17 protein-coding genes and 2 pseudogenes are annotated in these 21,163 nt (G+C 61.4%); 10 read left to right on the top strand and 9 right to left on the bottom strand.

The window, feature by feature from the left end; all coding sequences use genetic code 11:
- Positions 1-7: 7 nt before the first annotated feature.
- The 3 genes from AU187_RS25510 to AU187_RS16990 all read left to right on the top strand — a co-directional run bounded on the left by AU187_RS25510 (position 8) and on the right by AU187_RS16990 (position 2,594).
- Positions 8-1,792 (top strand): Rv0964c family protein, encoded by a 1,785-nt coding sequence (locus AU187_RS25510; protein WP_059166980.1) that lies wholly within the window; start codon positions 8-10, stop codon positions 1,790-1,792.
- Positions 1,792-2,211, top strand: a complete 420-nt coding sequence (locus AU187_RS16995) for a hypothetical protein (RefSeq protein WP_059166979.1) — start codon at positions 1,792-1,794, stop codon at positions 2,209-2,211. Before AU187_RS25510 ends, AU187_RS16995 begins: the two co-directional genes overlap by 1 nt.
- An 89-nt stretch (positions 2,212-2,300) precedes the next feature.
- Complete coding sequence (locus tag AU187_RS16990; protein WP_059166978.1) at positions 2,301-2,594, top strand: hypothetical protein; 294 nt, start codon at positions 2,301-2,303, stop codon at positions 2,592-2,594.
- A 211-nt stretch (positions 2,595-2,805) separates the two neighbouring features.
- Here the strand turns inward: AU187_RS16990 and AU187_RS16985 are convergent, their stop codons facing one another.
- Positions 2,806-3,567, bottom strand: a complete 762-nt coding sequence (locus AU187_RS16985) for an SseB family protein (protein WP_059166977.1) — start codon at positions 3,565-3,567, stop codon at positions 2,806-2,808.
- A 131-nt stretch (positions 3,568-3,698) separates the two neighbouring features.
- Between AU187_RS16985 and AU187_RS16980 the strand changes: the two genes are divergently transcribed.
- Positions 3,699-5,321: a peptide chain release factor 3 gene (locus AU187_RS16980; RefSeq protein WP_059167136.1), complete on the top strand. Its 1,623-nt coding sequence runs from the start codon at positions 3,699-3,701 to the stop codon at positions 5,319-5,321.
- A 450-nt stretch (positions 5,322-5,771) separates the two neighbouring features.
- Here AU187_RS16980 and AU187_RS26220 read toward each other — a convergent pair whose 3' ends face one another.
- On the bottom strand, positions 5,772-6,002 hold the full coding sequence (locus tag AU187_RS26220; protein WP_082691841.1) for a FitA-like ribbon-helix-helix domain-containing protein: 231 nt from the start codon (positions 6,000-6,002) through the stop codon (positions 5,772-5,774).
- Between the two features lie 643 nt (positions 6,003-6,645).
- On the opposite strand from AU187_RS26220, the gene AU187_RS25160 reads away from it, so the two are divergent.
- The 5 genes and pseudogenes from AU187_RS25160 to AU187_RS16955 all read left to right on the top strand — a co-directional run bounded on the left by AU187_RS25160 (position 6,646) and on the right by AU187_RS16955 (position 11,803).
- Positions 6,646-7,206 carry an SLOG family protein gene (locus tag AU187_RS25160; protein ID WP_082691840.1) on the top strand — a complete coding sequence of 187 codons (561 nt, stop codon included), beginning with the start codon at positions 6,646-6,648 and terminating at the stop codon, positions 7,204-7,206.
- A gap of 157 nt (positions 7,207-7,363) precedes the next feature.
- Positions 7,364-7,586 (top strand): annotated as a pseudogene (locus AU187_RS26005) (peptide chain release factor 3); the annotation flags it as partial.
- A gap of 157 nt (positions 7,587-7,743) precedes the next feature.
- The gene (locus AU187_RS16965) at positions 7,744-8,349 is read left to right on the top strand and encodes a TetR/AcrR family transcriptional regulator (protein WP_059166974.1); all 606 of its coding nucleotides are present in this window, start codon (positions 7,744-7,746) and stop codon (positions 8,347-8,349) included.
- A 137-nt stretch (positions 8,350-8,486) separates the two neighbouring features.
- Entirely contained in the window at positions 8,487-8,933 is a 447-nt protein-coding gene (locus AU187_RS16960; protein ID WP_172800290.1) for an MmpS family transport accessory protein, read from the top strand.
- Positions 8,930-11,803, top strand: a complete 2,874-nt coding sequence (locus tag AU187_RS16955) for an MMPL/RND family transporter (RefSeq protein WP_059166973.1) — start codon at positions 8,930-8,932, stop codon at positions 11,801-11,803. The genes AU187_RS16960 and AU187_RS16955 overlap by 4 nt, the downstream gene beginning before the upstream one ends.
- A gap of 352 nt (positions 11,804-12,155) precedes the next feature.
- Here the strand turns inward: AU187_RS16955 and AU187_RS16945 are convergent, their stop codons facing one another.
- The 6 genes from AU187_RS16945 to hsdR all read right to left on the bottom strand — a co-directional run bounded on the left by AU187_RS16945 (position 12,156) and on the right by hsdR (position 19,741).
- Entirely contained in the window at positions 12,156-12,413 is a 258-nt protein-coding gene (locus tag AU187_RS16945) for a type II toxin-antitoxin system Phd/YefM family antitoxin (protein WP_059167134.1), read from the bottom strand.
- Between the two features lie 171 nt (positions 12,414-12,584).
- Positions 12,585-13,169 carry a hypothetical protein gene (locus AU187_RS16940; protein WP_156442371.1) on the bottom strand — a complete coding sequence of 195 codons (585 nt, stop codon included), beginning with the start codon at positions 13,167-13,169 and terminating at the stop codon, positions 12,585-12,587.
- A gap of 942 nt (positions 13,170-14,111) precedes the next feature.
- Positions 14,112-14,420, bottom strand: coding sequence for a hypothetical protein (locus AU187_RS16930; RefSeq protein WP_156442370.1), 309 nt, complete (start codon positions 14,418-14,420; stop codon positions 14,112-14,114).
- Positions 14,421-14,632: 212 nt separating this feature from the next.
- The gene (locus AU187_RS25150) at positions 14,633-15,433 is read right to left on the bottom strand and encodes a restriction endonuclease subunit S (RefSeq protein WP_172800289.1); all 801 of its coding nucleotides are present in this window, start codon (positions 15,431-15,433) and stop codon (positions 14,633-14,635) included.
- Between the two features lie 377 nt (positions 15,434-15,810).
- Positions 15,811-17,301: a type I restriction-modification system subunit M gene (locus AU187_RS16915; RefSeq protein ID WP_059166968.1), complete on the bottom strand. Its 1,491-nt coding sequence runs from the start codon at positions 17,299-17,301 to the stop codon at positions 15,811-15,813.
- Between the two features lie 43 nt (positions 17,302-17,344).
- A complete protein-coding gene (hsdR, locus tag AU187_RS16910; protein ID WP_156442368.1) occupies positions 17,345-19,741 on the bottom strand; it encodes an EcoAI/FtnUII family type I restriction enzme subunit R in 2,397 nt (798 codons plus the stop codon).
- A gap of 165 nt (positions 19,742-19,906) precedes the next feature.
- Here hsdR and AU187_RS25145 point away from each other — a divergent pair.
- Positions 19,907-20,636 (top strand): annotated as a pseudogene (locus AU187_RS25145) (SbcC/MukB-like Walker B domain-containing protein); the annotation flags it as partial.
- Positions 20,637-20,752: 116 nt separating this feature from the next.
- On the opposite strand, the gene AU187_RS25505 reads toward AU187_RS25145, so the two are convergent.
- Positions 20,753-21,160 (bottom strand): ATP-binding protein, encoded by a 408-nt coding sequence (locus tag AU187_RS25505; RefSeq protein ID WP_156442367.1) that lies wholly within the window; start codon positions 21,158-21,160, stop codon positions 20,753-20,755.
- Between the last annotated feature and the right edge of the window lie 3 nt (positions 21,161-21,163).

Genomic DNA, 21,163 nt, shown 5'->3' with positions numbered 1-21,163 from the left:
TGACCAAGTGTCGCTGAACTTGAAGGAGCTCAAAGAGTGGCCTCCCGAGATCGCCGACCTAGCCCAATCAGCACGTGAAGCAGCCGCTAACCACAGCAACTCCGCAGAGTTATATCGGTCGCTGATTACGGTCTCCACCTGGGAGGGAAAGGGCGCGGATGCGGCCAAATCCGCGATGACGGCCACGGCGAGCGACCACGATGGGGTGGCCGACAATCTCGGTAGCGCCGCGACCAGGATGGAACTGGTCCATAAGGACGCTGAAGATCTCGCCGAGACGATAAAGCGCATCCTCGACGACGCCGCCACTCAGCCAGTGGTGGTCATCAACGAGTCGACCAATCAGGTGATCCCGCCTGACACCAGTCACATGACGGAGGAATACGCCGCGCAGGTCGCGGCCAAGGTCACCGATCTACGAGAGCGCATCAGCGCCGCGCTTGCCGACGGCGAGCGAATTGACGCCGACCTGGCGGGGGCAATAACGGCTGCCAGTGGAACAACCGAGCCGGCTGTGAAGACGGCCTCTTCATTAGAAGATCTGCTGCTGCCCCAGAACGGCGAAGAGCGTAATGAGCCCAAGCCCGGCGAACCCGCGTCCACACCGGACAGTCTCGATAGTGCACTGGATCAGCTCGCCGGCGAGCCCGGTCATCAGCCTGGGGCGCCGACCGCCGACGACGTCGCGGCCGCCCCAGCCGGGCCACTGCCGATGGACCCGGCGAAGGTCGAGCAGTTCAAGAACCTCGCTCGGCAGGCGATGCTGCGCGATGGTGTGCCGCCAGAGCAGATCGAGCAGCGACTTGACGCGATCGTCGCTGCGGCGCAGAAACCCCTTCCCGCGTCGAAGCCGACCGAGCATGAAGCGGCGCCGCCACCCAGCGTCTCGGACGGGTTCGCCGACGGTTGGTTCAACACCGAGGAGAGCATCAAAGGCCTCATCGGAGCCAACGGATGGGAGGAGTTCAAGGACTCCTGGTCCGAAACGGCCAAGGGCAGCTGGGAACGGATCACCAACCCCGTCGACTCCTGGACCGAGGAAATCGAGCACTTGACGAAGTACCCCGGGCACTACTTTGGTGAGCTCGCCGGCGAAACCGCGATCACCGCACCGGGTGCCATGTTCGGCGGTGAAGCGGCCCTGGCCGCCCACGGCGCTCGGGCGGCCATCCCCGACGATGTCATCGATACGCCAAGTGCGCCAGGGACGGTCGATCAGCTAACTCCGCTCAGTCCCTCAGCGGGCGATCAATCACCACCTGCCGTATGGGATTACTCTGACGGCTACTCGCCTGACGCTCCAGCTGTGGCATCAAGCCTCAACGAGGCCTACGTGAATGGCCAGCCCACAGTTGAGCTCGCCCGCCAAGTCGCAGATCTCTCTACACATCACATGCCAAGTCCAAATTCCGACACCGGGAATGCAGACCGCGTGGTCCTGGGGAAGTGGGCCGGACCAGAAGATGGATACATAGGTGAAGCCAGGAAGAACGGCGGTATCTACTACGACACAGGACCCGCTACTTGGAGCGCTATCGGTCATGGCCTTAGCAGACCAGAGGCGGACGCACTCGGGTGGCAGGTCAACGAGCAGTTCCTCAAGACTCAACTGGAGGGCGGCGTTCCACGCATCGACTATGTCGTTGAAGGCACGAGATTCTCGTCGGTCGAAGACGTCATCCGCACCGACCCTAATTCGTTCTCCGCAAAGGAGATAAAGTATCTGATCCAGAATGCACCCGCATACGGATATGAGCGAATTGGAAACTCATGGGTGAGAGTAGGAAGTTGATGGACATGGTTGATCACTTTCCGACTGAAGTGGAGTCCATAGTCGGCCCTCTGTTGTCTGATCTTGGGTTCACTTTAGATAATGTCGACGTTCATGTCGATGAAGGCGGTAGGCATGGTTCTGTTGTCTACTACAAATCCGCCGATTGCAAGCTTCAGATCTATCAGTCATCCCGCGAGGGCAGCGTAAATTGCATGATTGCGCCGCTGGATGCACCCAACGAATTCGGTCCTCACGACGCATCTTTTAAATGGCAGTACCTCACGAAATTTGCTCCGATGCCTGACGTGCCCCTCGAAGAACTGATCGAGACCGTAAGTTTCGAGACCAAGACCAGCGCTGAGGAGTTGCGGTGGGTTCGAGACAATATTCTGAAATATTATGAGGCGGCGCACGCTGGAATCCACAAACAAAAATAGTTGGAGCTATACCGTGGACCAGTTGACCGAGCGGACAAACGACGGTGGCTGACGATTGTTCCGATGAAGTACAGTCCGTTCGGCCCGGAATGGACGCACAGACGGTCAACGAAGCGGTTCTCATCGGTATGAGCGAATCCGCAATACCCCGGGTGGACCGGCAGAAGCTTATCGATCACTACGGAGAGGACGAGGGTAACGTCGCCGCCGACCGAGTCATTGAATTAGTCCGCGAAGCGGTTGCGATGCCGATTGATTGGGGAACCATGACTTTGGCCGAGGGCGTCAATGACATCATCGGAAGATTCAGCCAGCGGCATCCTGAACTGTCATCGGCGGCCTTGGAGGAAATCGGCCGATGCGTAGGCTGGCAACTCCGCTAATCGCCGGCGTGCAACCACCTAGGAGTCGAGAACGGCAGCCGACGTCATTTCGGCGCAACACCTACTCAGCTCGCCACTACTTGACGAAAGCGTGGTCCTGGGCAAGTGGGCCGGACACGACGATGGATACATAGGTGATGAAGCCAGACGCAATGGCGGTATCTACTAGGACGCGGCCCCATGCTGTGAGATCAATCCGCCCGATCGACACCTATCCGTTGGCCCCGATTTCGGCTTTGGAGAACGAAATTGATGGCCCGGCGGGGTTTATGACGATTCCGCTATAACCGTTTCTGTGAACCATCTCCAGCACCTCGAGCGTAGTGAGGGCAGCGACAGCATCCGCTGGGTTGAACGCGACGACTTCTGGAGCGCTGGTAAAGCCGACCAGAGCAGTTGAGCCGTCGGCCATGGCCATCGAACGAACGAGCACCTTGCCCGCGACGGACTTCTCGTCCGCACCCAGCAACATCGGGCCCTCTCTCTGAAGGACTTCCAGGACATCCCGCCTGCCGGTGTGACCGGCATCCAGCGCGGCGAGCGTCGTCTTCAATGGTTCGTTGTTCGGATTACACAAGGCAAACTCCAGGTCGGTGGCCGACAACGCACACGTTGGACCTGCCGGATCGATATAGAGCCAGGAATCTTGTTGTTGCCGGGCCAACCCCAGCGCGCCGGCCGCGGGCGTGACCATCGACTGAGTCTCAGTGCCCGGTGGATACAGGCGGGCGATCTCCTCCTGACGCGTGAATGCAAACAGCGCCCGACCGCCACCCGGCCCTGTGCCGCCGCGGATCTGGATCCGGGATCCGCGCGGAAACGAACCGTCCACTGGCTTGTCTGACCCGGTGAGGTCGAAGAGTAACTCGCCGTACATGCACGAGCGAAGCACCTCAATCGCGCGTCGTTGGTCAGGCTGGGCAGCGAATTCAGCGACAGCCCGGCGGACAGTCGAATTGTCGACCAACTCCATGATGTCGGACCATCCTCCTAGGCTGCGGCGCGGCTGCGAAGGCACGGGAACGTCCCGGGGCAATGCTGGTCAACCGGCATCTCGACTCGATTAGCTGGTTCGCACTGGGGACCCATACCATCGCTGACGTTATGACCAATAATGCCCTGGCTGCTGCTCCGCCGAGCGCCGACGCCTCGCCACCTGGCCGTATCTCCGCCGAGGCGGACCGCCGCAGAACCTTCGCCGTCATCAGCCACCCCGACGCCGGCAAGTCGACGTTGACCGAGGCGCTGGCGCTGCACGCCCGGGTCATCACCGAGGCCGGCGCCGTGCACGGCAAAGCGGGCCGTCGCGCGACGGTGTCCGACTGGATGGAGATGGAGAAGGCTAGAGGTATCTCGATCACGTCGACGGTGCTGCAGTTCCCGTACCGCACTTGCGTCATCAACCTGCTCGACACCCCCGGCCACGCCGACTTCTCCGAGGACACCTACCGGGTGCTGACGGCCGTCGACTCCGCGGTGATGCTCATCGACGCGGCCAAAGGCCTTGAGCCGCAGACGTTGAAACTGTTTCAGGTATGCAAGCACCGTCGGATCCCGATCATCACGGTGATCAACAAGTGGGACCGTCCCGGCCGCCACGCGCTGGAATTGATGGACGAGATTCAGGCCCGAATCGGGCTGCGCCCCACTCCATTGACGTGGCCGGTCGGCATCGCCGGAGACTTCAAAGGCGTGCTCGACCGGCGGACGGGAAACTTCATCCGGTTCACCCGCACCGCGGGCGGGGCCACCGCGGCTCCCGAAGAGCACATCGCGGCGGACGAGGCGCACAACGCTGCCGGTGACGACTGGGAGCACGCCGTCGAAGAGAGCGAACTGCTCTCCGCCGATGGCTCCGACTACGACGGTGCGCAATTCCTCAGCGGCGCAACCACACCGGTGCTGTTCACCTCGGCGGCGTTGAACTTCGGTGTGAATCAGCTTCTCGATGTGCTCGTCGAGCTGGCGCCGCCACCGAGCGGAGCACTCGACGTCGGCGGGGCCAGGCGCGATGCCGAATCACCGTTCAGCGCTTTCGTTTTCAAGGTCCAGGCGGGCATGGACTCCGCGCACCGCGATCGCATCGCCTACGCGCGGGTGGTGTCGGGCACGTTTGAGCGCGGTGAGGTTCTTACCCACGCCGCCACCGGCAAGCCGTTCGTCACCAAGTACGCGCAATCGGTGTTCGGCCAGCAACGCGCCACCCTGGATACTGCGTGGCCCGGTGATGTCATCGGGCTGGCCAACGCCGCCGCGCTGCGCCCGGGCGACACGTTGTATCGCGATGTCCCCGTGCAGTATCCGCCGATACCGAGCTTCTCCCCCGAGCATTTCGCGGTGGCCCGCGGCACCGACCCCAGTAAGCACAAGCAGTTCCGCCGCGGCATCGAGCAGCTCGAACAGGAAGGCGTCGTTCAGGTGCTGCGCTCAGACCGTCGCGGCGACCAGGCACCCGTGCTCGCCGCGGTCGGCCCGATGCAGTTCGAGGTGGCCCTCCACCGCATGGCCACCGAGTTCAGCACCCCGATCGCGCTGGAGTCGTTGCCGTATCAGGTCGCTCGGATCGTCGATCCCGCCGACGCCGAATTCATGGACAAGCAGGTGTCAGCGGAAGTGCTGACCCGCAGCGACGGAGTCATGCTCGTGCTGTTCTCCACGCCATGGCGGCTCGAGGGCTTCCAACGCGATAACCCCGAAATCGAACTCGGGTCGTTAGTGGCGGCGTAGGGGTAGTACATCGACGGCGCTAGTCGCTTGAGCCGGCGCTGCGATGCGCTAGCCATCATCGCGCGGACGGCGGATACGCCAAACCGTGTCGGGAGCGGCGCGAGGCTTGCAAGCGACGTCATCGCGCTGGACCGCGCCCCGCGATGCCTTCGATTTCGCATCTGATGCCGGGGACGCGCGCCAAGCGTACGTAGTCACACCGTTGCGCAGCACCCAGATTCGCTCGAGGAGCGGCCGATGGACGATCGCTGTAGCGGTAGATTCTTGAGGTCCGAAACGGCAAGGGCAGCTACCCGACCTGTCATCAGCTTCGACGCGACGTGCCGGCGTCACATCGACACCGTTTTGAGATCGACGAATTCCGGCGCGGCCAATGCTTCGCCGGTCAGACGGACGCGGGCACGCTCCCATCGGCCGCGCCATCGCCGAGCGCCACGGCCAGAACGCTGGTCAACGACGGTTCCGTTCTGCTCGAAGGTGACTCACAGTGTCTGCGAAGGACACCTTGCCTCCGCGTCGTGGCGCGAGACGGTCGAATGCCTCCTCCAACGTCGGCTGATTCGCATCGGCGATCAAGCGGCTCCGAAGATATTCCTGCAGAGACTGATGTGCGCGCACAGCGCGCTCCCGCAACACGCGATGAGTCTCGTCCGGAAGATCTTTGATCAGCACACTGGGCATGGCGCCATTGTGGCGGTACTGGCGCTACTTCGCACGTGCGGCGCACACACGAGGGTCTCCACCGCTCCAGATAGGGACAGTCACGACTTTCGAACCGTGTCGGGCATCGCTGGTAAATTGACGGCATGATTGCCGGACAGCACAGGCCTCGGGACTCCGTGGAGACACCGTAGCCCCTGTCCGTCCTCATCCGGGGATAGCGGGCAGGGGCCCTGTCCCCGGAGGCCTTGCCTTGTCCCGCACCGATGCCCACGCTCCACTGTGGGTCCGTCTGGCTCGCGGCGAACTCGCCGCTGAAGCACAGCATGCCAGCAACCACACCTGCTGTGATCTTCCACCGCATCCCCCTGCGGCTCGACCGCCGTGGCGGCCAACCACCAAGTGCTACTGGTCGTTCCGCTATACCGGTACCGCTATCTGCTCTTGCTGGATGTGTCACGCCGGCTGGGAAAGCCGTCGATTCAATCGCATCGAGCGCCACCGCGACCGCGCCTCCCTTCGCAGCGCCCTCCGGGCCTGGCGTCACGGCGACGAGTACGCATTCGATGACCTCAACAGGCCAACCCGCAGACGCTTCTGGTAGGACCCCAATGTTTGATCGAATTGCATTGCCGAGATCCCTGTCATCATTCACCATCGACTCATGCGAGTCGTCTTGGTCACTGGCGCCCGCAATTGGCCAGACGACCATATTGTCTGGGGCGTGCTGTCAGAGCAGGTCGTGAAACACGGTCCGTTCGTCCTCGTCCATGGCGGGACACCGGTAGGCGTTGATGCACTAGCTCACGAATGGCTCTATATCGAGGACCCAGCTTGTGATCTGCCATGTTGCGATCCGCACAACCAACAGTTGATGCGCCGGCTCGAGGAAAGCTACCCGATCGACCTCCGCACAGACGGTGTTGCCGGTATCGCCTCGCGCAATCAGCGGATGGTTGATCGCGGTCCCGACCTGTGTCTTGCATTCATCAGTCCGGCCTCTCGCGGATCGGTCGATTGCATGACCCGAGCGCACATCGCCGGTATTCCGGTAGTAGAGCACCATCTCGATCCCGGTACACACACGGGACCGCGCGCCGCTGTGTGCTGTTCCGCCTGCGTACATCCGGCTATCGATCACGACCACGAAGGGTGTCAGGTATACGGCGGTCTCGACGAGTGCAGCTGCGCGGGGTACCAAGTCGATCCAATGGACCTTGTTTAGGAAGGCACTTGTCGGATAACTGAGCGGCGCACAACAAGCCTCACATCGCCGGCGGCGGCACGTGCCGGCGTCAGGCTGTGCGGGTACGTTCCGTTACGAGTCGACGGAAGACTCCACCGGCGGGCCGCTGGTGCCGGCCGGCTAGAGCCGACACGACACCGAATCACCGTTCAGCGCCTTCGTTTTCAAGGTCCAGGCGGGCATGAACTCCGCGCACCGCGATCGCATTCGCTACGCGAGTGGTCTCGGGCACATTCGAGCTCGGTGAGGTTCTCATCCACGCCGCCACCGGCAAGCCGTTTGGCACCAAGTACGCGCAATCGGTGCTCGGCCAACAACGCGCCACCCGGGATACCGCCTGGCCCGGCGACGCCGGCGGTGCGCAGCACCGCAGACTGTCCGCGACGGCAACATGGTCGACGGCAACGGTGAAGTGTGTTCACGCCGTAGCATTCCGATACACGGAGCGCCACGAACGGACTGTGACACGCTGTGTAACGCGCTTCGCGAAGATGACTGAAGCCGGGTGGGAAGTTGATGGAGAGTCACGTGATTCCGAGTTCCGATAGCGGCGCGGATTCCCCGTGGTCGCCGCGGGAAGCTGAGCTGCTCGGCGTGACGCTGGAACTCCTGCAGGAACACGGTTACGACCGGTTGAGCCTCGACGCGGTGGCCACGGCCGCACGCGCCAGCAAGGCCACCCTCTACCGACGCTGGCCGACCAAGGCCGAACTCGTGCTGGCCGCATTCGTCGAGGGCACCCGACATGTCGCGGTCGACCCCGACACCGGCACGCTGCGCGGCGACCTGCTACGACTCGCGCAGCAGATCAGCGCTCACGTCAGCACCCATGCCAGCACCATCCGCGCGGTGCTCATGGAGATCTCGCGCAGCGACACGCTCGCCGCCATGCTCCACGAGCAGTTCCTCAGCCAGCGCAAAGCGCTGATGTCGCGCGTCCTCGCCCGTGCCGTCGACCGCGGTGAGATCGACGCCTCCGCCATCACCGAAGACCTCTGGGACGTGCTGCCCGGTTACCTCATCTACCGCTCGGTGCTCACGGGACGAGCGCCAACGCGCCGCACGATTCAGGACTTCGTCGACAACGTGCTCATCCCCAGCCTCACCCGCCACAACGACTGACCTGTCTATCCAGTGAACGAAACCACGTACGGGTTGTCAGGAAACGGTCCCGTACCGTACCGTCAAGTTCGTTGATACCCGCTTAAAGGGTGTCACGCCGTCCGTCAACGTGTGACCGCTCGTCGAAAGGGCCGCGGATGCAGCGGGTTTCGATCGGAAGCCGATTGATGCGGCATTGGATGCTTCTGGTGGCGGTGTTGGTCGTCGCGGTGGCGGGATTCGCGGTCTACCGGCTGAACGGCATCTTCGGCTCGCAGGACGTCACGTCGACGCCGAACAACGCCGCGAACGAGATCGTCCCATTCAACCCGAAGCATGTCGTCATGGAGGTGTTCGGTCCCCCAGGCACGGTCGCGACCATCACCTACACCGACATCGACGCCCAACCACAGCGGGTCGACGACGCGGCTCTTCCCTGGGTCTACGACGCGACCACCACTCAACCGGCCGTCTTCGTCAATGTCTCCGCACAGGGCGACAGCGACTCCATCGGCTGCCGGATCAGGATCGACGACGTCGTCAAGGACGAGAGAACGGTCAACGCGTTGAACGCATACACCTACTGCTTGGACAAGTCAGGATGAGGACCCGGACAGGCACGGAGGAGGCCGAACGTCCGACGTCGACCGATCGCGTCGCCAAGGGGATCCGTCGGCTATGCGTGCCGATTGTGTTGTTTTGGCTGGCCGTCGCCGCTCTGACGAACGTGTTCGTGCCGCCGCTCGAAGAGGTCGGCGAAGAACACAATGTGGCGCTGAGCTCCCCCGATTCGCCGTCGCTGCAAGCGTTTCAGCGCATCGGTGACGTGTTTCACGAGTTCGACACCGACAGCGCGGCGATGGTGGTGCTCGAGGGTGACCAGCCTCTCGGCGCCGAGGCCCACGCTTATTACGACGAACTGGTCAAACGGTTCAACGAGGACACCAGGCACGTCCAGCACGTGCAGGACTTCTGGGGCGATCCGCTCACCGCCGCCGGATCGCAGAGCGCTGACGGCAAGGCCGCCTACGTCCAGGTGTTTCTCATGGGCAACCAGGGCGAGGCGCTGTCGTTGGAATCCGTCGACGCGCTGCGTGACATCATCGCCAAAACTCCTGCACCACCGGGTATCCAGGCTTACGTCACCGGTGCGGCAGCCCAGGTCGCCGATCAGTTCGAGGTTGGTAGCGAAGGCACCGTGTTGGTCACCGTGCTGACCGTCGTGGTGATCGCGGTGATGCTGCTGATCGTCTACCGCTCACCGGTCACGATGATCATCGCGCTCATCACGGTGCTGATCGAGATGGCGGCGGCACGAGGCATCGTTTCGTTCCTTGCGAACTCCGGAGTCATTGGCCTGTCAACGTATTCGACCAACATCTTGACGCTGTTGGTCATCGCTGCCGGCACCGACTACGTCATATTCCTGCTCGGCCGCTACCACGAGCGACGCAACGAAGGCATGGACCGCGAGGCCGCCTTCTACGACATGTACCGGGGAACGGCGCACGTGATCCTCGGCTCGGGTTTGACCATCGCCGGCGCCGTGGCCTGCCTTCACTTCACCCGGCTGCCATACTTCCAGAGCCTCGGAATCCCTTCCGCGATCGGTGTTCTCGTCGCGCTGGCCGCGTCGTTGACGCTGGCACCCGCGGTGCTGGTGGTGGGTAGCCGGTTCGGTCTGCTGGAGCCCAAACGCAAAACCGCCAAGCGGGGATGGCGGCGGATCGGCACGGCGATTGTCCGGTGGCCCGCCCCGATCCTGGTCGCCACACTGGTGATCGCATTTGTAGGACTTCTGTCGCTGATGGGCTACAAGGTGAGTTACGACGACAGCCGGTATATGCCTGCCAGTGCCCCGTCCAATATGGGTTACGACGCCGCGGAGCGCCACTTCACAAGGGCGCGATTGAATCCCGAACTGCTGATGATCGAAAGCGACCACGATCTGCGCAATCCCACCGACATGATCCTGTTGGAACGGGTTGCCAAGGCGGTATTTCATACTGATGGCGTCGCGCAGGTGCAGTCGATCACGCGGCCGCTGGGCACGCCGCTGGACCACACGTCGATCCCGTTCCAGATCAGCGCGCAGAGCGCGGCGCAGATCAACAACCTGCCGTTCCAGCAGGCCCGTGCCGACGACATGATCCGGCAGGTGGCGGTCATCAACGACTCGATCAACATCCTGCGCCAGCAGCACGCGCTGCAGCAGCAGTCCAGCGCGATCACCCACGAGCAGAGTGAGGCGTTTGCGCAGACGGTCGCCACGGCGCAGGATCTGCGCGACAAGATCGCCACCTTCGACGACTTCTTCCGGCCTATGCGTAACTATTTCTATTGGGAGCCACACTGTTACAACATCCCGATCTGCTGGGCAATGCGGTCGCTGTTCGACGCGCTCGACGGCATCAACGAGCTGACCGATCAGTTGGCGAACGTGTCGGGCAGCATCGCCAAACTTGATGAGCTGCAGCCGAAGCTGCTTGCGCTGATCCCGCCGCAGATCGAATCGCAGGAGACCAACCGCGATCTGACGATGACCAATCACTCCACCACGTCGGGTCTTTACGATCAGACCGCGGCGGCGCTGGAGAATGCGACTCAGCTGGGTGCGGCGTACGACGCGTCGGACACCGACGATACGTTCTACCTACCGCCGGAGGCGTTCAGCAACCCGGAGTTCATCCGTGGGATGAAGCTGTTCATGTCGCCGGACGGCAAGGCGGCGCGTATGATCGTCACGCACGACGTCGATCCGGCGACGCCCGAAGGGATTTCGCATATCGATGCGATCAGGCATTCGGCGATGGAGGCGGTCAAGGGAACGCCGTTGGCGGGGTCGAAGATCTACATCGGCGGAACGGCGTCCACCTTCAAGGACATTGCCGATATGGCAAAATACGACCTGATCATCGCGGGGATCGCAGCGATGGCGCTCATTCTGCTGATCATGATGTTCATCACGAGAAGCCTCGTTGCCGCGCTCGTGATCGTGGGCACCGTGGCGTTGTCGTTGGGCGCGTCATTTGGCTTGTCGGTCTTGTTGTGGCAACACATCTTAGGCATCGAGTTGTATTGGGTGGTCCTGCTGATCGCGGTGACACTGCTGCTAGCGGTGGGGTCCGACTACAACCTGCTACTGGTCTCCAGGTTCAAGGAGGAGATCCACGCCGGCATCAACACGGGCATCATCCGGTCGATGGCGGGCAGTGGCTCGGTGGTGACGGCGGCGGGCCTGGTGTTCGCCTTCACGATGGCGTCGTTCATCTTCGCCGATCTGCGGGTGCTCGGCCAGGTCGGCACGACGATCGCGTTGGGCTTGCTGTTCGACACGTTGATTGTGCGGTCGTTCATGACGCCGTCGATCGCCGCGCTGCTCGGACGATGGTTCTGGTGGCCGGTGGTGGTGCGGCAGCGGCCAATTCCGCAGAAGTTCGGTGACGGGAACACGCGACAGATGTCGTTGTTCTAGACCGGGTGCGGGCCGCTGGACCGACTGGGGACTTCAAAGGGGGTGCTGGACCGCAGGGCGGGACAGTTGATCCGGTTCAGCCTCGGTCCGGTGCACGCGTAGCAGCGCCCAGAGTTGAGCGGCCTCTTCGTCGACCGGTAGCACGGACATATCAGCGACGGCATCCAACGTGCGGAGGCGACGCGCCCGGATCTCGGAACTCCGCCCCGCGACCACACCCGCGTTCAGTCAGCGAAGGTCATCACGGTCGTGGCGAGTTCGTCTTGGAGCAGCGACGTCTCCAGTTGGCGCCACTCTCATTAGCGATGAAGACGGATGTGTCAGAGGATGCCGAGCGCGGGCCGATCGGTCGTCACAACTCGTCGAGTTCGTCGGTCGATTCGCCGGCGAGCGCCGCGAGGTCGTCACGCAAGCCGGAATCCGCCTGGCTGGTCTCGAGCCGCTTGACGAATTCCGTCTTCGACACCCACCGCCGACGCCTCGGCTCGACCGCGGCGATCACGGCCACGGCTCGCCCGTTCACCGTGATCGTCACCTCCTCGCCCGCTTGAACTCGACGAAGCACGCCCGCTGTGTCGTTTCGCAATTCGCGGGACGCCACCGTAGACATGCTACGAGCGTAGCGCTTCGACAGCACATGATCATGCGGCCGCTTCATGGTCATAACGGCCCTCGAGCAACGCGGTCACGTTCCTCGACTGCCATGCCCGGCCGTCAGGAGTGCGTTGACCCGACGAGTTCAGCACCCGTGCCGCCGCCGCGCGGGTCACCCCGCAAGCCTCTACCAGCCAGCGCACATAGCCCAAGACAGCCTGCCGACGCTGGTCCCACGGCACGGCAGACTGGGAAGCTTTGGCGGCCAACCGTTTTCGTTTGGGGTCATCGGCGCAGCGTTCGCGGCCTGTTCAACCACTTTCTCGAGACTTTCCGCCCCGGCAGCGGCCAGCGCCGCGCGATCGAGGGCGTCGACGGCCTGAACCTCGCGGCGCAACGCGTGGTCGATTTCGTTCATGCCGCCGGCATCCGGGACAGGCCAGAGATCGTGGCCCACCAAGAGGTCGAGACCGTGCCGTTGCAGTACCAAACTCAGGCGACGGTAGTGCTGCTCGCGCCCCAGATCCGCCAGCGCGTCGGGCATCCATATCGGCAGCCGGACCGAGATCGCCCGGGCCACAGCGGCGACGACCGCTTCGACCTCGGTTAGGTCGTCGTGCGAGACGGGCGTGCCGGCCGTGAACGCGAACATTGCGACGATGCTCGCCGAACGCAGCGCCGCGCGGGCCGTCAATTGTTCGCAGCGGCGGATGGTTTCGTCGTCGCCGAGCACGATAACCGCTGTTGCGGTCGCGTTGTGGGGTCGAATCATGGCGGGCTCCTTCGGCACACGAGATGCCGGGCCGGGCTGAGGTGACGGCATCAGTGAAGTCGGTTCGACGGAATCGGGAGCTACCGACAAGTCGGTGCCGAAAGACCGCTCGTGGCGGCCGTGGACTCGTTTAAGGCAAAGTCAGAGCCATCGAAAAACTGGTAGCGTGCCTTTGATAGGCGGCGTTCGAATGATGGCGTCAGTCATCGTCATCCGAATGACCGATTTCTGCGCTGTACATCCCAGGTGTCCCGAAGAACTGGAGAGTGCCTGCTCGAACCCGCACGAAGGGGTCGGCTACCTCAGCATCGTCCTGCACTCGCTCGAAGAATCTCACGAGAGGCGACAGTTGCGAGCCTTCGATGACAATGCACCGGCTTCTGCGAGCATTCCCGCACACGTAGTGTTCCGGCGGCCCAGGCAGATGTCGACACAATCAAACCCGTCGCGTGGAGCCGCCGAAGGTGGCTAACCGTTGGTATCACGTAGTAGGCCGCAGTCAGTACGGCGGGCTGGACGCTGACCCACGCCAATACGTTGACGGCCGATATGACCCTCCAGTGAAAAAGCGGCGGTGAAGCTACCACTTCTCGCGATTTGGCTGCTCAAACCAGAGCAATCCGCCCGGCTCGGTAGCGCCGAGGTCATACCCAACCTGCCACAAGCCGTAGTCAGTCTCGTAGTACGTTGTCGACCCGTCGGAGAAAGCGGCTTCCGGAAAGGGGCAGACACTTCGGGCCTCCCCTCGATGCGCTGCGGCCCGGCCGAGGCAGAAAGCGCAATCATCGTGGTCCTCATCGAAGTTCTCAAGCACCCGATCCGTGATGTGTACCTTTCCCGTCGGGCATCTCGAACTCGTTCATGAGGAAATGGTCGCACGGCCCTCTGATGAACTGAACTGCTTTTTCCGCGGTGGCGATGGCCACGGCCGGCGCACTGGCTTCACGCGGAAGGCGGACCAGCGTTCAAGTCGTCTTCAGATATGCCGAGCCGAGCCAGCAAGTCCGAAACGGGGATGGCGTCACGTCGCCGACGTGGGTCTACAGATGCGATGTCTTTGAGCAGCTCTTCGAACTCGTTGCGGGCGAGTCGGACGAGTTCGGGCGACGGGTTGGGCGCAGCCGCATCAACAGCCAACAGCGCAGCTATCGTTTCGTCATCTAAGCCGATGCCGTCTGGCACGGCTTTCCCGGCAATCGCGTCGGCGAGCGCATGTTCGAACGCGGCGCGCAGCTCGTCGCTGGTCGACACGAAGGTGGACACTACGCCGACGCACCGACACCCGCTGATCCACCGCGGGTCGGGCACCGGCTGGGAATGCTCGCCTCAGGTGGGCCCGAGCGCATCGCGGTCGTCAAAGGTCATGATGCAAACCATCAAATAGCCTGTGATCCACGCGAATACGCGGGCAGGCCAGGATGTGGTCGCATGTTACCCGCCAGATCACAAATCATTTGTGAGTCTCATAGGAGACCATCGAAAGCGGTGTTCAGAATTGACACACCCAGCGCGGATAGCAGGGAGCCCATGGTTTTCTGACCCCTCCTAATTGTTGCTACCCGCTCTTCGATTCGATCGAGACTTTCGGCGATCGATTGTTGCGTGCGAGAGTCCGGGACGACGACAGGATGCGTCAGGAAGGCATCGCGCCGAAGATGCATCATGCCGATGCCCACCGCTTGTGTACGCATATCGTCGAACACAGCCTCTATCAAGTGGCGAAGAAAGCCGCGATGTGTATCACTTCGCTCCGTAACAGCGAAGATGTGTTGATTGAGCACGCCTCGCGGGCCTGGCCAAATAATCGATTTGAAGGACGCGGACCAGGACACCAGCAGATCCTTTTCATCCACCATGAATCGATCGTCGAAGTCTTGTGCGGTGTAGAGAAAGTCAGACGACGGATCCGAAATGTTGCTGATCCTAATGATCGGTGTGCCTGTTTCAACAAGTTGGTTAGAGTCATAACTTGTGCCGTTGACGAAGTCGGCCAGATCGCCTAGCTGGACTGCTTTCCACCCCTCTGCCATCCTAGTTTTCAATCGATCAGGACTCACCATCTCCGCTCGAGCTGACGCGAGGATCGCCTTCGCGTATGCCTCGGTACTCTTCAACTCCGCTTCGGAGTGAACATGACACCGACTCAGCTCGCGAATACGTTGAACGACCCGATCCTGCTCTTGGACGTCCGGTAGTGGAACCTCAAGCGAGAGAAGGTGATCGGGATGGACGCGCAGTCGCCGCGCTCCCACCGTGCTTCCCACTCCCCGAGCTTTATCGCGCAGCGATTCCCAAAGACGGGGCCATCTGCAGAGATAGCTGACGTAAGCCGGAAGTGCCCGCGTTCGATCAATTGAGAACGTCGGATACTCGTTGGATACGAAGCACCCGCCATGCTCCGGAGCCACAACCGAGATCGCCCCCTCCCAACCATTGAGTCGGCTCATCACGAGCTGTCCATCGTGCAGTTGGAACAGTGAGCGGGCCCTAATGTCAGTGCCGGAGACAGGAGGCCGTTCAAAAACACCCAGCCCGAATGAGTACATTCCGGCGATTCGGTACTTTTCCGTTGGTAGAACCGGGACTTCGTTGCGCTCTATCGCGAGGACATCACCGAAAGGTGCAGAGGGATACGCAGGGTTCAACGGTTCGCCGCCAGTTCGGTTTCAATCTCTTCCAGGGCTTTGAAGATCTCAGCCTGTTTCTGCCGCAGTTCGTTCACTAGGTCTTGTGGCGGGCGGTGGGCAAGTTCATCTGGCCGGTTAGGGTTTCTAAGGTCGAGGTTGAATCCGTTGGCTTCCAAGTCAGCAATTGGAATACGCCACGCCTGAGACGTCTCCTTCCGTCCCTTGCGATCCTTTCCTCCCCACCACGCTGAACAGTCGGCAAACTCCTCGAACCGTAGAGGCTTTGTCTTTGTGTAGCCCTTCCGGCCTTCCGGCGGCGAAATCTCATAGAACCAGACGTCTTTCGTGCGACCCGATTTGTCAAAGAACAAGAGGTTGCTCGGAATCGGTGTGTACGGCGTAAATACCCCCGGAGGCAGTCGCACTACGGTATGTAGATCACATTCGGCGAGAAGGCGCTCCTTTATGCGGGCACCCGTACCTTGGCCAAAGAGGACGCCGTTTGGTAGGACGATGCCACAGCGTCCGCCGGAGCGCAGAATGCGCTGCACCAGTTGCAAGAAGAGCCAAGCTGTTTCCGCGGTTCTCGTCGCCTCCGGGAAGTTGGACTGGATGCCTTTCTCTTCCTCGCCGCCGAAAGGCGGGTTAGTGAGAACCACATCGACGCGGTCCGTGGCACGAATGTCGGTCACCGGACGGGCTAGCGCATTGTCCCGGACGATGTGCGGCTGCTGCACCTCATGAAGCAGCAGGTTCATCATTCCCAAAAGATAAGGCAGGGGCTTCTTTTCGATCCCGCGCACGTCCGAGTCCAGCGCCCGTAACTCCTCGACATTCTTGACGTGGGGGCGGACATGCTCCAACGACTCAACAAGAAAGCCGCCTGTCCCGCACGCGGGATCTAGGATCGTCTCGCCCAACAACGGATCAATTTGTTGAACCATGAACCGGATCACTGGACGCGGCGTATAGAACTCGCCTGAGTCACCCGCGGCGTCGCGCATCTCTCGGAGCATCGACTCGTAGAAGTGGGCCATTGTATGTATGTCATCACTCGATTTAAAATTGACCTCGTCGACCTTGTTAACGACGTCGCGGAGCAGATAGCCGGAAAGCATCCGGTTGTGGGTTTCCTTGAACACCGCGGCGATGACATCGCGGGGATCGTCCTGTCTCGTGCCGCGCAACTCGCGGAGGTAGGGCAGCAGCTTTCCGTTCACGAACTGCAGCAATTCGTCACCAGTCAATCCGTTCACGGAATCAGCTGCCCATTCGCGCCAGCGGTACGGCTTCTCAATAGCCGGACGGAACTTCCGCTCGGTTACCTCGCGACGCTCTTCCAGACCGTCATACGCCTTGAGAAAAAGCAGCCAGGCAAGCTGGGGAATCCGGTCCAGGTCACCGTTGAGGCCAGCGTCCTTACGCATCGTGTCGCGGGCGCTCTTTATCACCGACGACAGCTTCGCCTGAGGAGTTGTAGATGCTGGCTTTGCGCGTTTGGGCAATTGTTCGCTCCTTGAATTTGTGACTTATGCAGAAATTGCTTTCTTATGAGGCGTATAGAAGCTCTTCGAGCCTCTCCACCGCAGCCTGTAACTCCTGCCGCCCCCCGAACCGGAAGGCGATGTCGACCGGGCTCCCGTGTCGATCGAGTGGTGGTACCTCGAGGACACGGAGGTCGTCCAGTTGCGTTATCCCGTGTTCGGCGTACTTTTCCAAAAGGTCGTCCAGCACTGACCGAGCCTCCGGCGAGAACGATTCCAGAAACTTCTTCTGTTTCGTGCGGAGACGGATGCTACGCTCGCGCCGGGTGATCGCGTCCCCGTTCCAAGCGACGTACACGAGAAGGTCCAGCGGGTCCAGCTCCACCAACCCGAGTCGTTCTGCTGCCTCCGTCAAGTCGATGCCGCGGCTCAGTAGCGCTTCCGTCACCTCCGATCGTCCATCCCCGCTGGACCATTTCTCATGCAGGTCGTGACGAGTTGCATACAGGCGGCGTACCACCTCCGCAACGTAGTCGCTATATTCGGTCAGGCGCAGTCGCCCAGTATCGGCATTTGGTAAATAGACACCTTCGGCGACGACGTAGGCCATTCCTTCATCGACGTAGAACTTCCGGATTGCTTCATCTTCGACCTCATCTGATTCCGCTTCAGACCCTGGCTCGCCGTCGCCCCCGGTCGCTGACTCCGACTCGGTTTCGTCCGTCTCGCTAACGACCTCACCGGTTTCATCGATCTCTTCTGTCGCTGGAGGCTCCTCTGGCGGTCCATCGAACTCCGGATCTTCAAACAGGGCGGTGGCTCCTGTGTAGTCGATGATTTCGAACGTCAACTTGTCGTCGTCTGGGTAGAGTCGCGTGCCCCGACCGATTATCTGCTTGAAATCCACCATCGAACCAATCGGCTTGAATAAGACGATATTCCGTACCGTGGGCAGGTCCACACCAGTCGAGAGAAGTTGGGACGTTGTTGCGATAACGGGGGTTTCACGCTCAGGGTCGGCGAAATCTCCGAGGTGCTGGCGACCCACATCTCCCTCATCTGAAACGATGCGCACGGCGTAGTTGGGATACTGGCGGGCCAAATCTGCGTTCGCATTGTTGAGTGACTGTCGCATCTGGTCGGCATGATCGGAATCGACACAGAAGACGATGGTCTTCGCCATGCGGTCCGTGCGCTTGAGATAGTCCGTTAGATGCTTGGCCGCCTCGTCGGTACGAATGAGCAGTGACACCACCCGTTCGAAATGCTTGGTTTCGTAGACGCCCTCAGGGATTTCGCGGCCGAACCGGTCGAGCTGACCTGGGGAAGGCGACCATCCTGCGGCGTCAGGACTGAGGACGACGCGGCGAACGCGGTACGGAGCCAAGAAGCCGCCCTCGATCCCCTGGGAGAGAGTATATGTGTAAATCGGGTCGCCGAAATACTGGTAAGTGTCGCGGTTCTCGTCACGAAGCGGTGTTGCCGTCATTCCGAGTTGGACAGCGGGCGAGAAGTGTTCCAGAATCGATCGCCAGGTTGATTCCCCGCGCGCGCTTCCCCGGTGGCACTCATCGACGATCACCAGATCGAAGTAGTCCGATGGGTAATCTCGGAAGACGCCGAGATCACCGCCGGAGTCAGCTAACGACTGGTAGAGAGCGAAGTAAATTTCGCGGCCAGTCTTCGCTTCACCCTGCACCTTCCAGATGGCATCGCCGAAGACAGGTTTGAACTCTCTAGAGATCGGCTGATCTACAAGGATGTTGCGATCGGCCAGATAGAGGAAGCGCGGTTTACGGCCTTCTCGCCATCGGCTCTGCCAAAGCTTCCAGACAATCTGCAAAGCAACGAAGGTCTTTCCCGTGCCGGTAGCGAGCGTGAGCAAGACCCGGTTGCGGTTGTCGTCGAGGATCGCAGTCAGCGCAGCTTCGATGGCGGCCCGCTGGTAATACCTGGGTTCCTTGATTCGGCCGTCGGGTAGCCGAAGATCACGGTTGAACGGGAGGAGTAGCGTCGCGGTGGCAATCTCCTCGGTCAGACCCTTCCATGCCCGATATCGCAGCCACATATCGGCTGGTGTGGGAAAAACGGTCAAGACAGATTCTCGACCTGTGTCGTAATCGTGCTCGACAATGCCCTTGCCATTCGTCGAATAGGCGAGCGGGACGCGCAGCATCTCGGCGTACCGCTTGGCCTGCTGGAGCCCATCGCCTGGTAGCTTGCGCGCTCGCTTGGCTTCGACCACCGCCACAGGCAGGTTGGGTTCATATTCGAGGACGTAATCGGCCCGCAATGGCTCGTCGCGCCTATGAGCGCGGCTTCGCCGCCGCGGTCGGGGTAGGGGAACAATCTTCCCGTCGGTTACCCGATACTGCTCCACGAATTTGTCCTGCCAGCCAGCGGCTTCTAAGCGGGGAACCACGTAATCCCGGCAGGTGTCCTTCTCTAACGGCCCAGGCATCGTCATGATTTTAGACGCCGAGCGATTTGCTGAAGGCCGTCACCAATACTTCTGTCGTGGCGTTTTTGGGCCGATCCAAGTTCCTTTCCGCAGTCGTTTGCCACCCTGCACGCTTTGGCCCAACCACAACCAGTGAGGCCTTCGAGCCTTTTGAGAACCCTGTGACGACCTGTCACCGAGCAACCACCCGACGCGATCCTCACCCTGCATCGCGTCGAGCAGGAAGCCCGGCACATCGCCGAGCAGATCGACCGCGTTAACACCGGGCGGGGCGCCGTCGAGTTCAACCGCGGCACGCGGCTCACGCTAAGGGCCACGCCGCAGTGTCTTCCAGATGCGGATGAACTGACCGAGATCGTGTGGTCCATCTCGCGGCGCACCGCCGAGGTCGGACTGGCGACAAGCACGCCCCGCTCGACCAGTACGCCGACATCCTGCAGCTGCGCAACCGGCTGGCGTCCACCGCGCCCGAGGACAAGGCGTCGACGCGCGAGACGTGCGCAACCGGTTCACGTACGACTGCGCCGAGTGGGACGTCAGCACGGAGGAGCTGATCCGCACCCACAGCAATGCCGGCGACAACTTCGGCGGCGAGCAGATAAAGCTCATGGCGTTCTGCCTCCCTAGCGCGCTGAGCTTCAACCTGGCCAGCCCCGAAAATGAAGACAACAAGCCGCTTTTCGCGCAGCTGATGCTCGACGAGGCATTCAGCAAGTCCGACCCGCAGTTGGCGCAGCTGGCCCTGCAGGGCGTTCCGCAAGTTCGGCTTCAGCTGGTGATCGTCGCGACGGTGAAGAATGCCACCACCATCCGGCCGTACATCGACAGCGTGGTGATGGTGCCCAAGACCGAGTCCACCGGCCGCAACGCCCGCCCGGTCGCCTCGGTGGCGACATGAACCGTCTCGGAGTTCAGCTCGCTGCGCCAGGAGGTGCGCAAGAAAGATCGGGTATGCCGGGGCCCCTCTAGCCTCAAGTACGGTCGTTGCAATCAGCTCGACTGTGGACGCCTCTACTCCTCTTGCGGCTCGACAGCTGCCGCGGATTCTTTTAGTTGCGCCTCCCAGTCAGTTCGGTCGGCCTTTGACTGAACGAACGGAACATCAAATACGACAGGCAATTCACTTCTTATCCACTGTCCATGAGCCACCGCACGAAGGCTCTTTAATGCCGGTAACCCTTCCGCCACCGAACTTCCGTATACGTTCCGCAGGAAGTTAATACTCGTGTCATCCATGCAAGCGAACGAGATGACCGTGTTGCATTGTGTCAGAACCGATTTACTGACAGTGGCGGTACGTTGCGCGAGAACCAAGAGCCCAACGCCATATTTCCTGCCCTGCAGTGCGAGTTGGGTAATCTTGGCAATCGTTCCTTTCGAATCAAAGTCACCTAAGCCAGCGAAGCTGGCTTCGGGCATCAC

It is taken from the genome of Mycobacterium sp. IS-1556, from assembly GCF_001499985.1.
In the GTDB taxonomy this organism is placed as follows: Bacteria; Actinomycetota; Actinomycetes; order Mycobacteriales; family Mycobacteriaceae; genus Mycobacterium.
This window is presented reverse-complemented; position numbering and strand designations above follow the sequence as displayed.

Excerpts from the sequence above, each read along its gene's own strand:
- AU187_RS16995 (WP_059166979.1), top strand. The coding sequence starts at position 1,792 with ATGGACATGGTTGATCACTTTCCGACTGAAGTGGAGTCCATAGTCGGC.
- AU187_RS16990 (WP_059166978.1), top strand. The coding sequence starts at position 2,301 with ATGGACGCACAGACGGTCAACGAAGCGGTTCTCATCGGTATGAGCGAA.
- AU187_RS16985 (WP_059166977.1), bottom strand. The coding sequence starts at position 3,567 with ATGGAGTTGGTCGACAATTCGACTGTCCGCCGGGCTGTCGCTGAATTC.
- AU187_RS16980 (WP_059167136.1), top strand. The coding sequence starts at position 3,699 with ATGACCAATAATGCCCTGGCTGCTGCTCCGCCGAGCGCCGACGCCTCG.
- AU187_RS26220 (WP_082691841.1), bottom strand. The coding sequence starts at position 6,002 with ATGCCCAGTGTGCTGATCAAAGATCTTCCGGACGAGACTCATCGCGTG.
- AU187_RS25160 (WP_082691840.1), top strand. The coding sequence starts at position 6,646 with ATGCGAGTCGTCTTGGTCACTGGCGCCCGCAATTGGCCAGACGACCAT.
- AU187_RS16965 (WP_059166974.1), top strand. The coding sequence starts at position 7,744 with ATGGAGAGTCACGTGATTCCGAGTTCCGATAGCGGCGCGGATTCCCCG.
- AU187_RS16960 (WP_172800290.1), top strand. The coding sequence starts at position 8,487 with ATGCAGCGGGTTTCGATCGGAAGCCGATTGATGCGGCATTGGATGCTT.
- AU187_RS16955 (WP_059166973.1), top strand. The coding sequence starts at position 8,930 with ATGAGGACCCGGACAGGCACGGAGGAGGCCGAACGTCCGACGTCGACC.
- AU187_RS16945 (WP_059167134.1), bottom strand. The coding sequence starts at position 12,413 with ATGTCTACGGTGGCGTCCCGCGAATTGCGAAACGACACAGCGGGCGTG.
- AU187_RS16940 (WP_156442371.1), bottom strand. The coding sequence starts at position 13,169 with ATGATTCGACCCCACAACGCGACCGCAACAGCGGTTATCGTGCTCGGC.
- hsdR (WP_156442368.1), bottom strand. The coding sequence starts at position 19,741 with ATGCCTGGGCCGTTAGAGAAGGACACCTGCCGGGATTACGTGGTTCCC.
- AU187_RS25505 (WP_156442367.1), bottom strand. The coding sequence starts at position 21,160 with ATGCCCGAAGCCAGCTTCGCTGGCTTAGGTGACTTTGATTCGAAAGGA.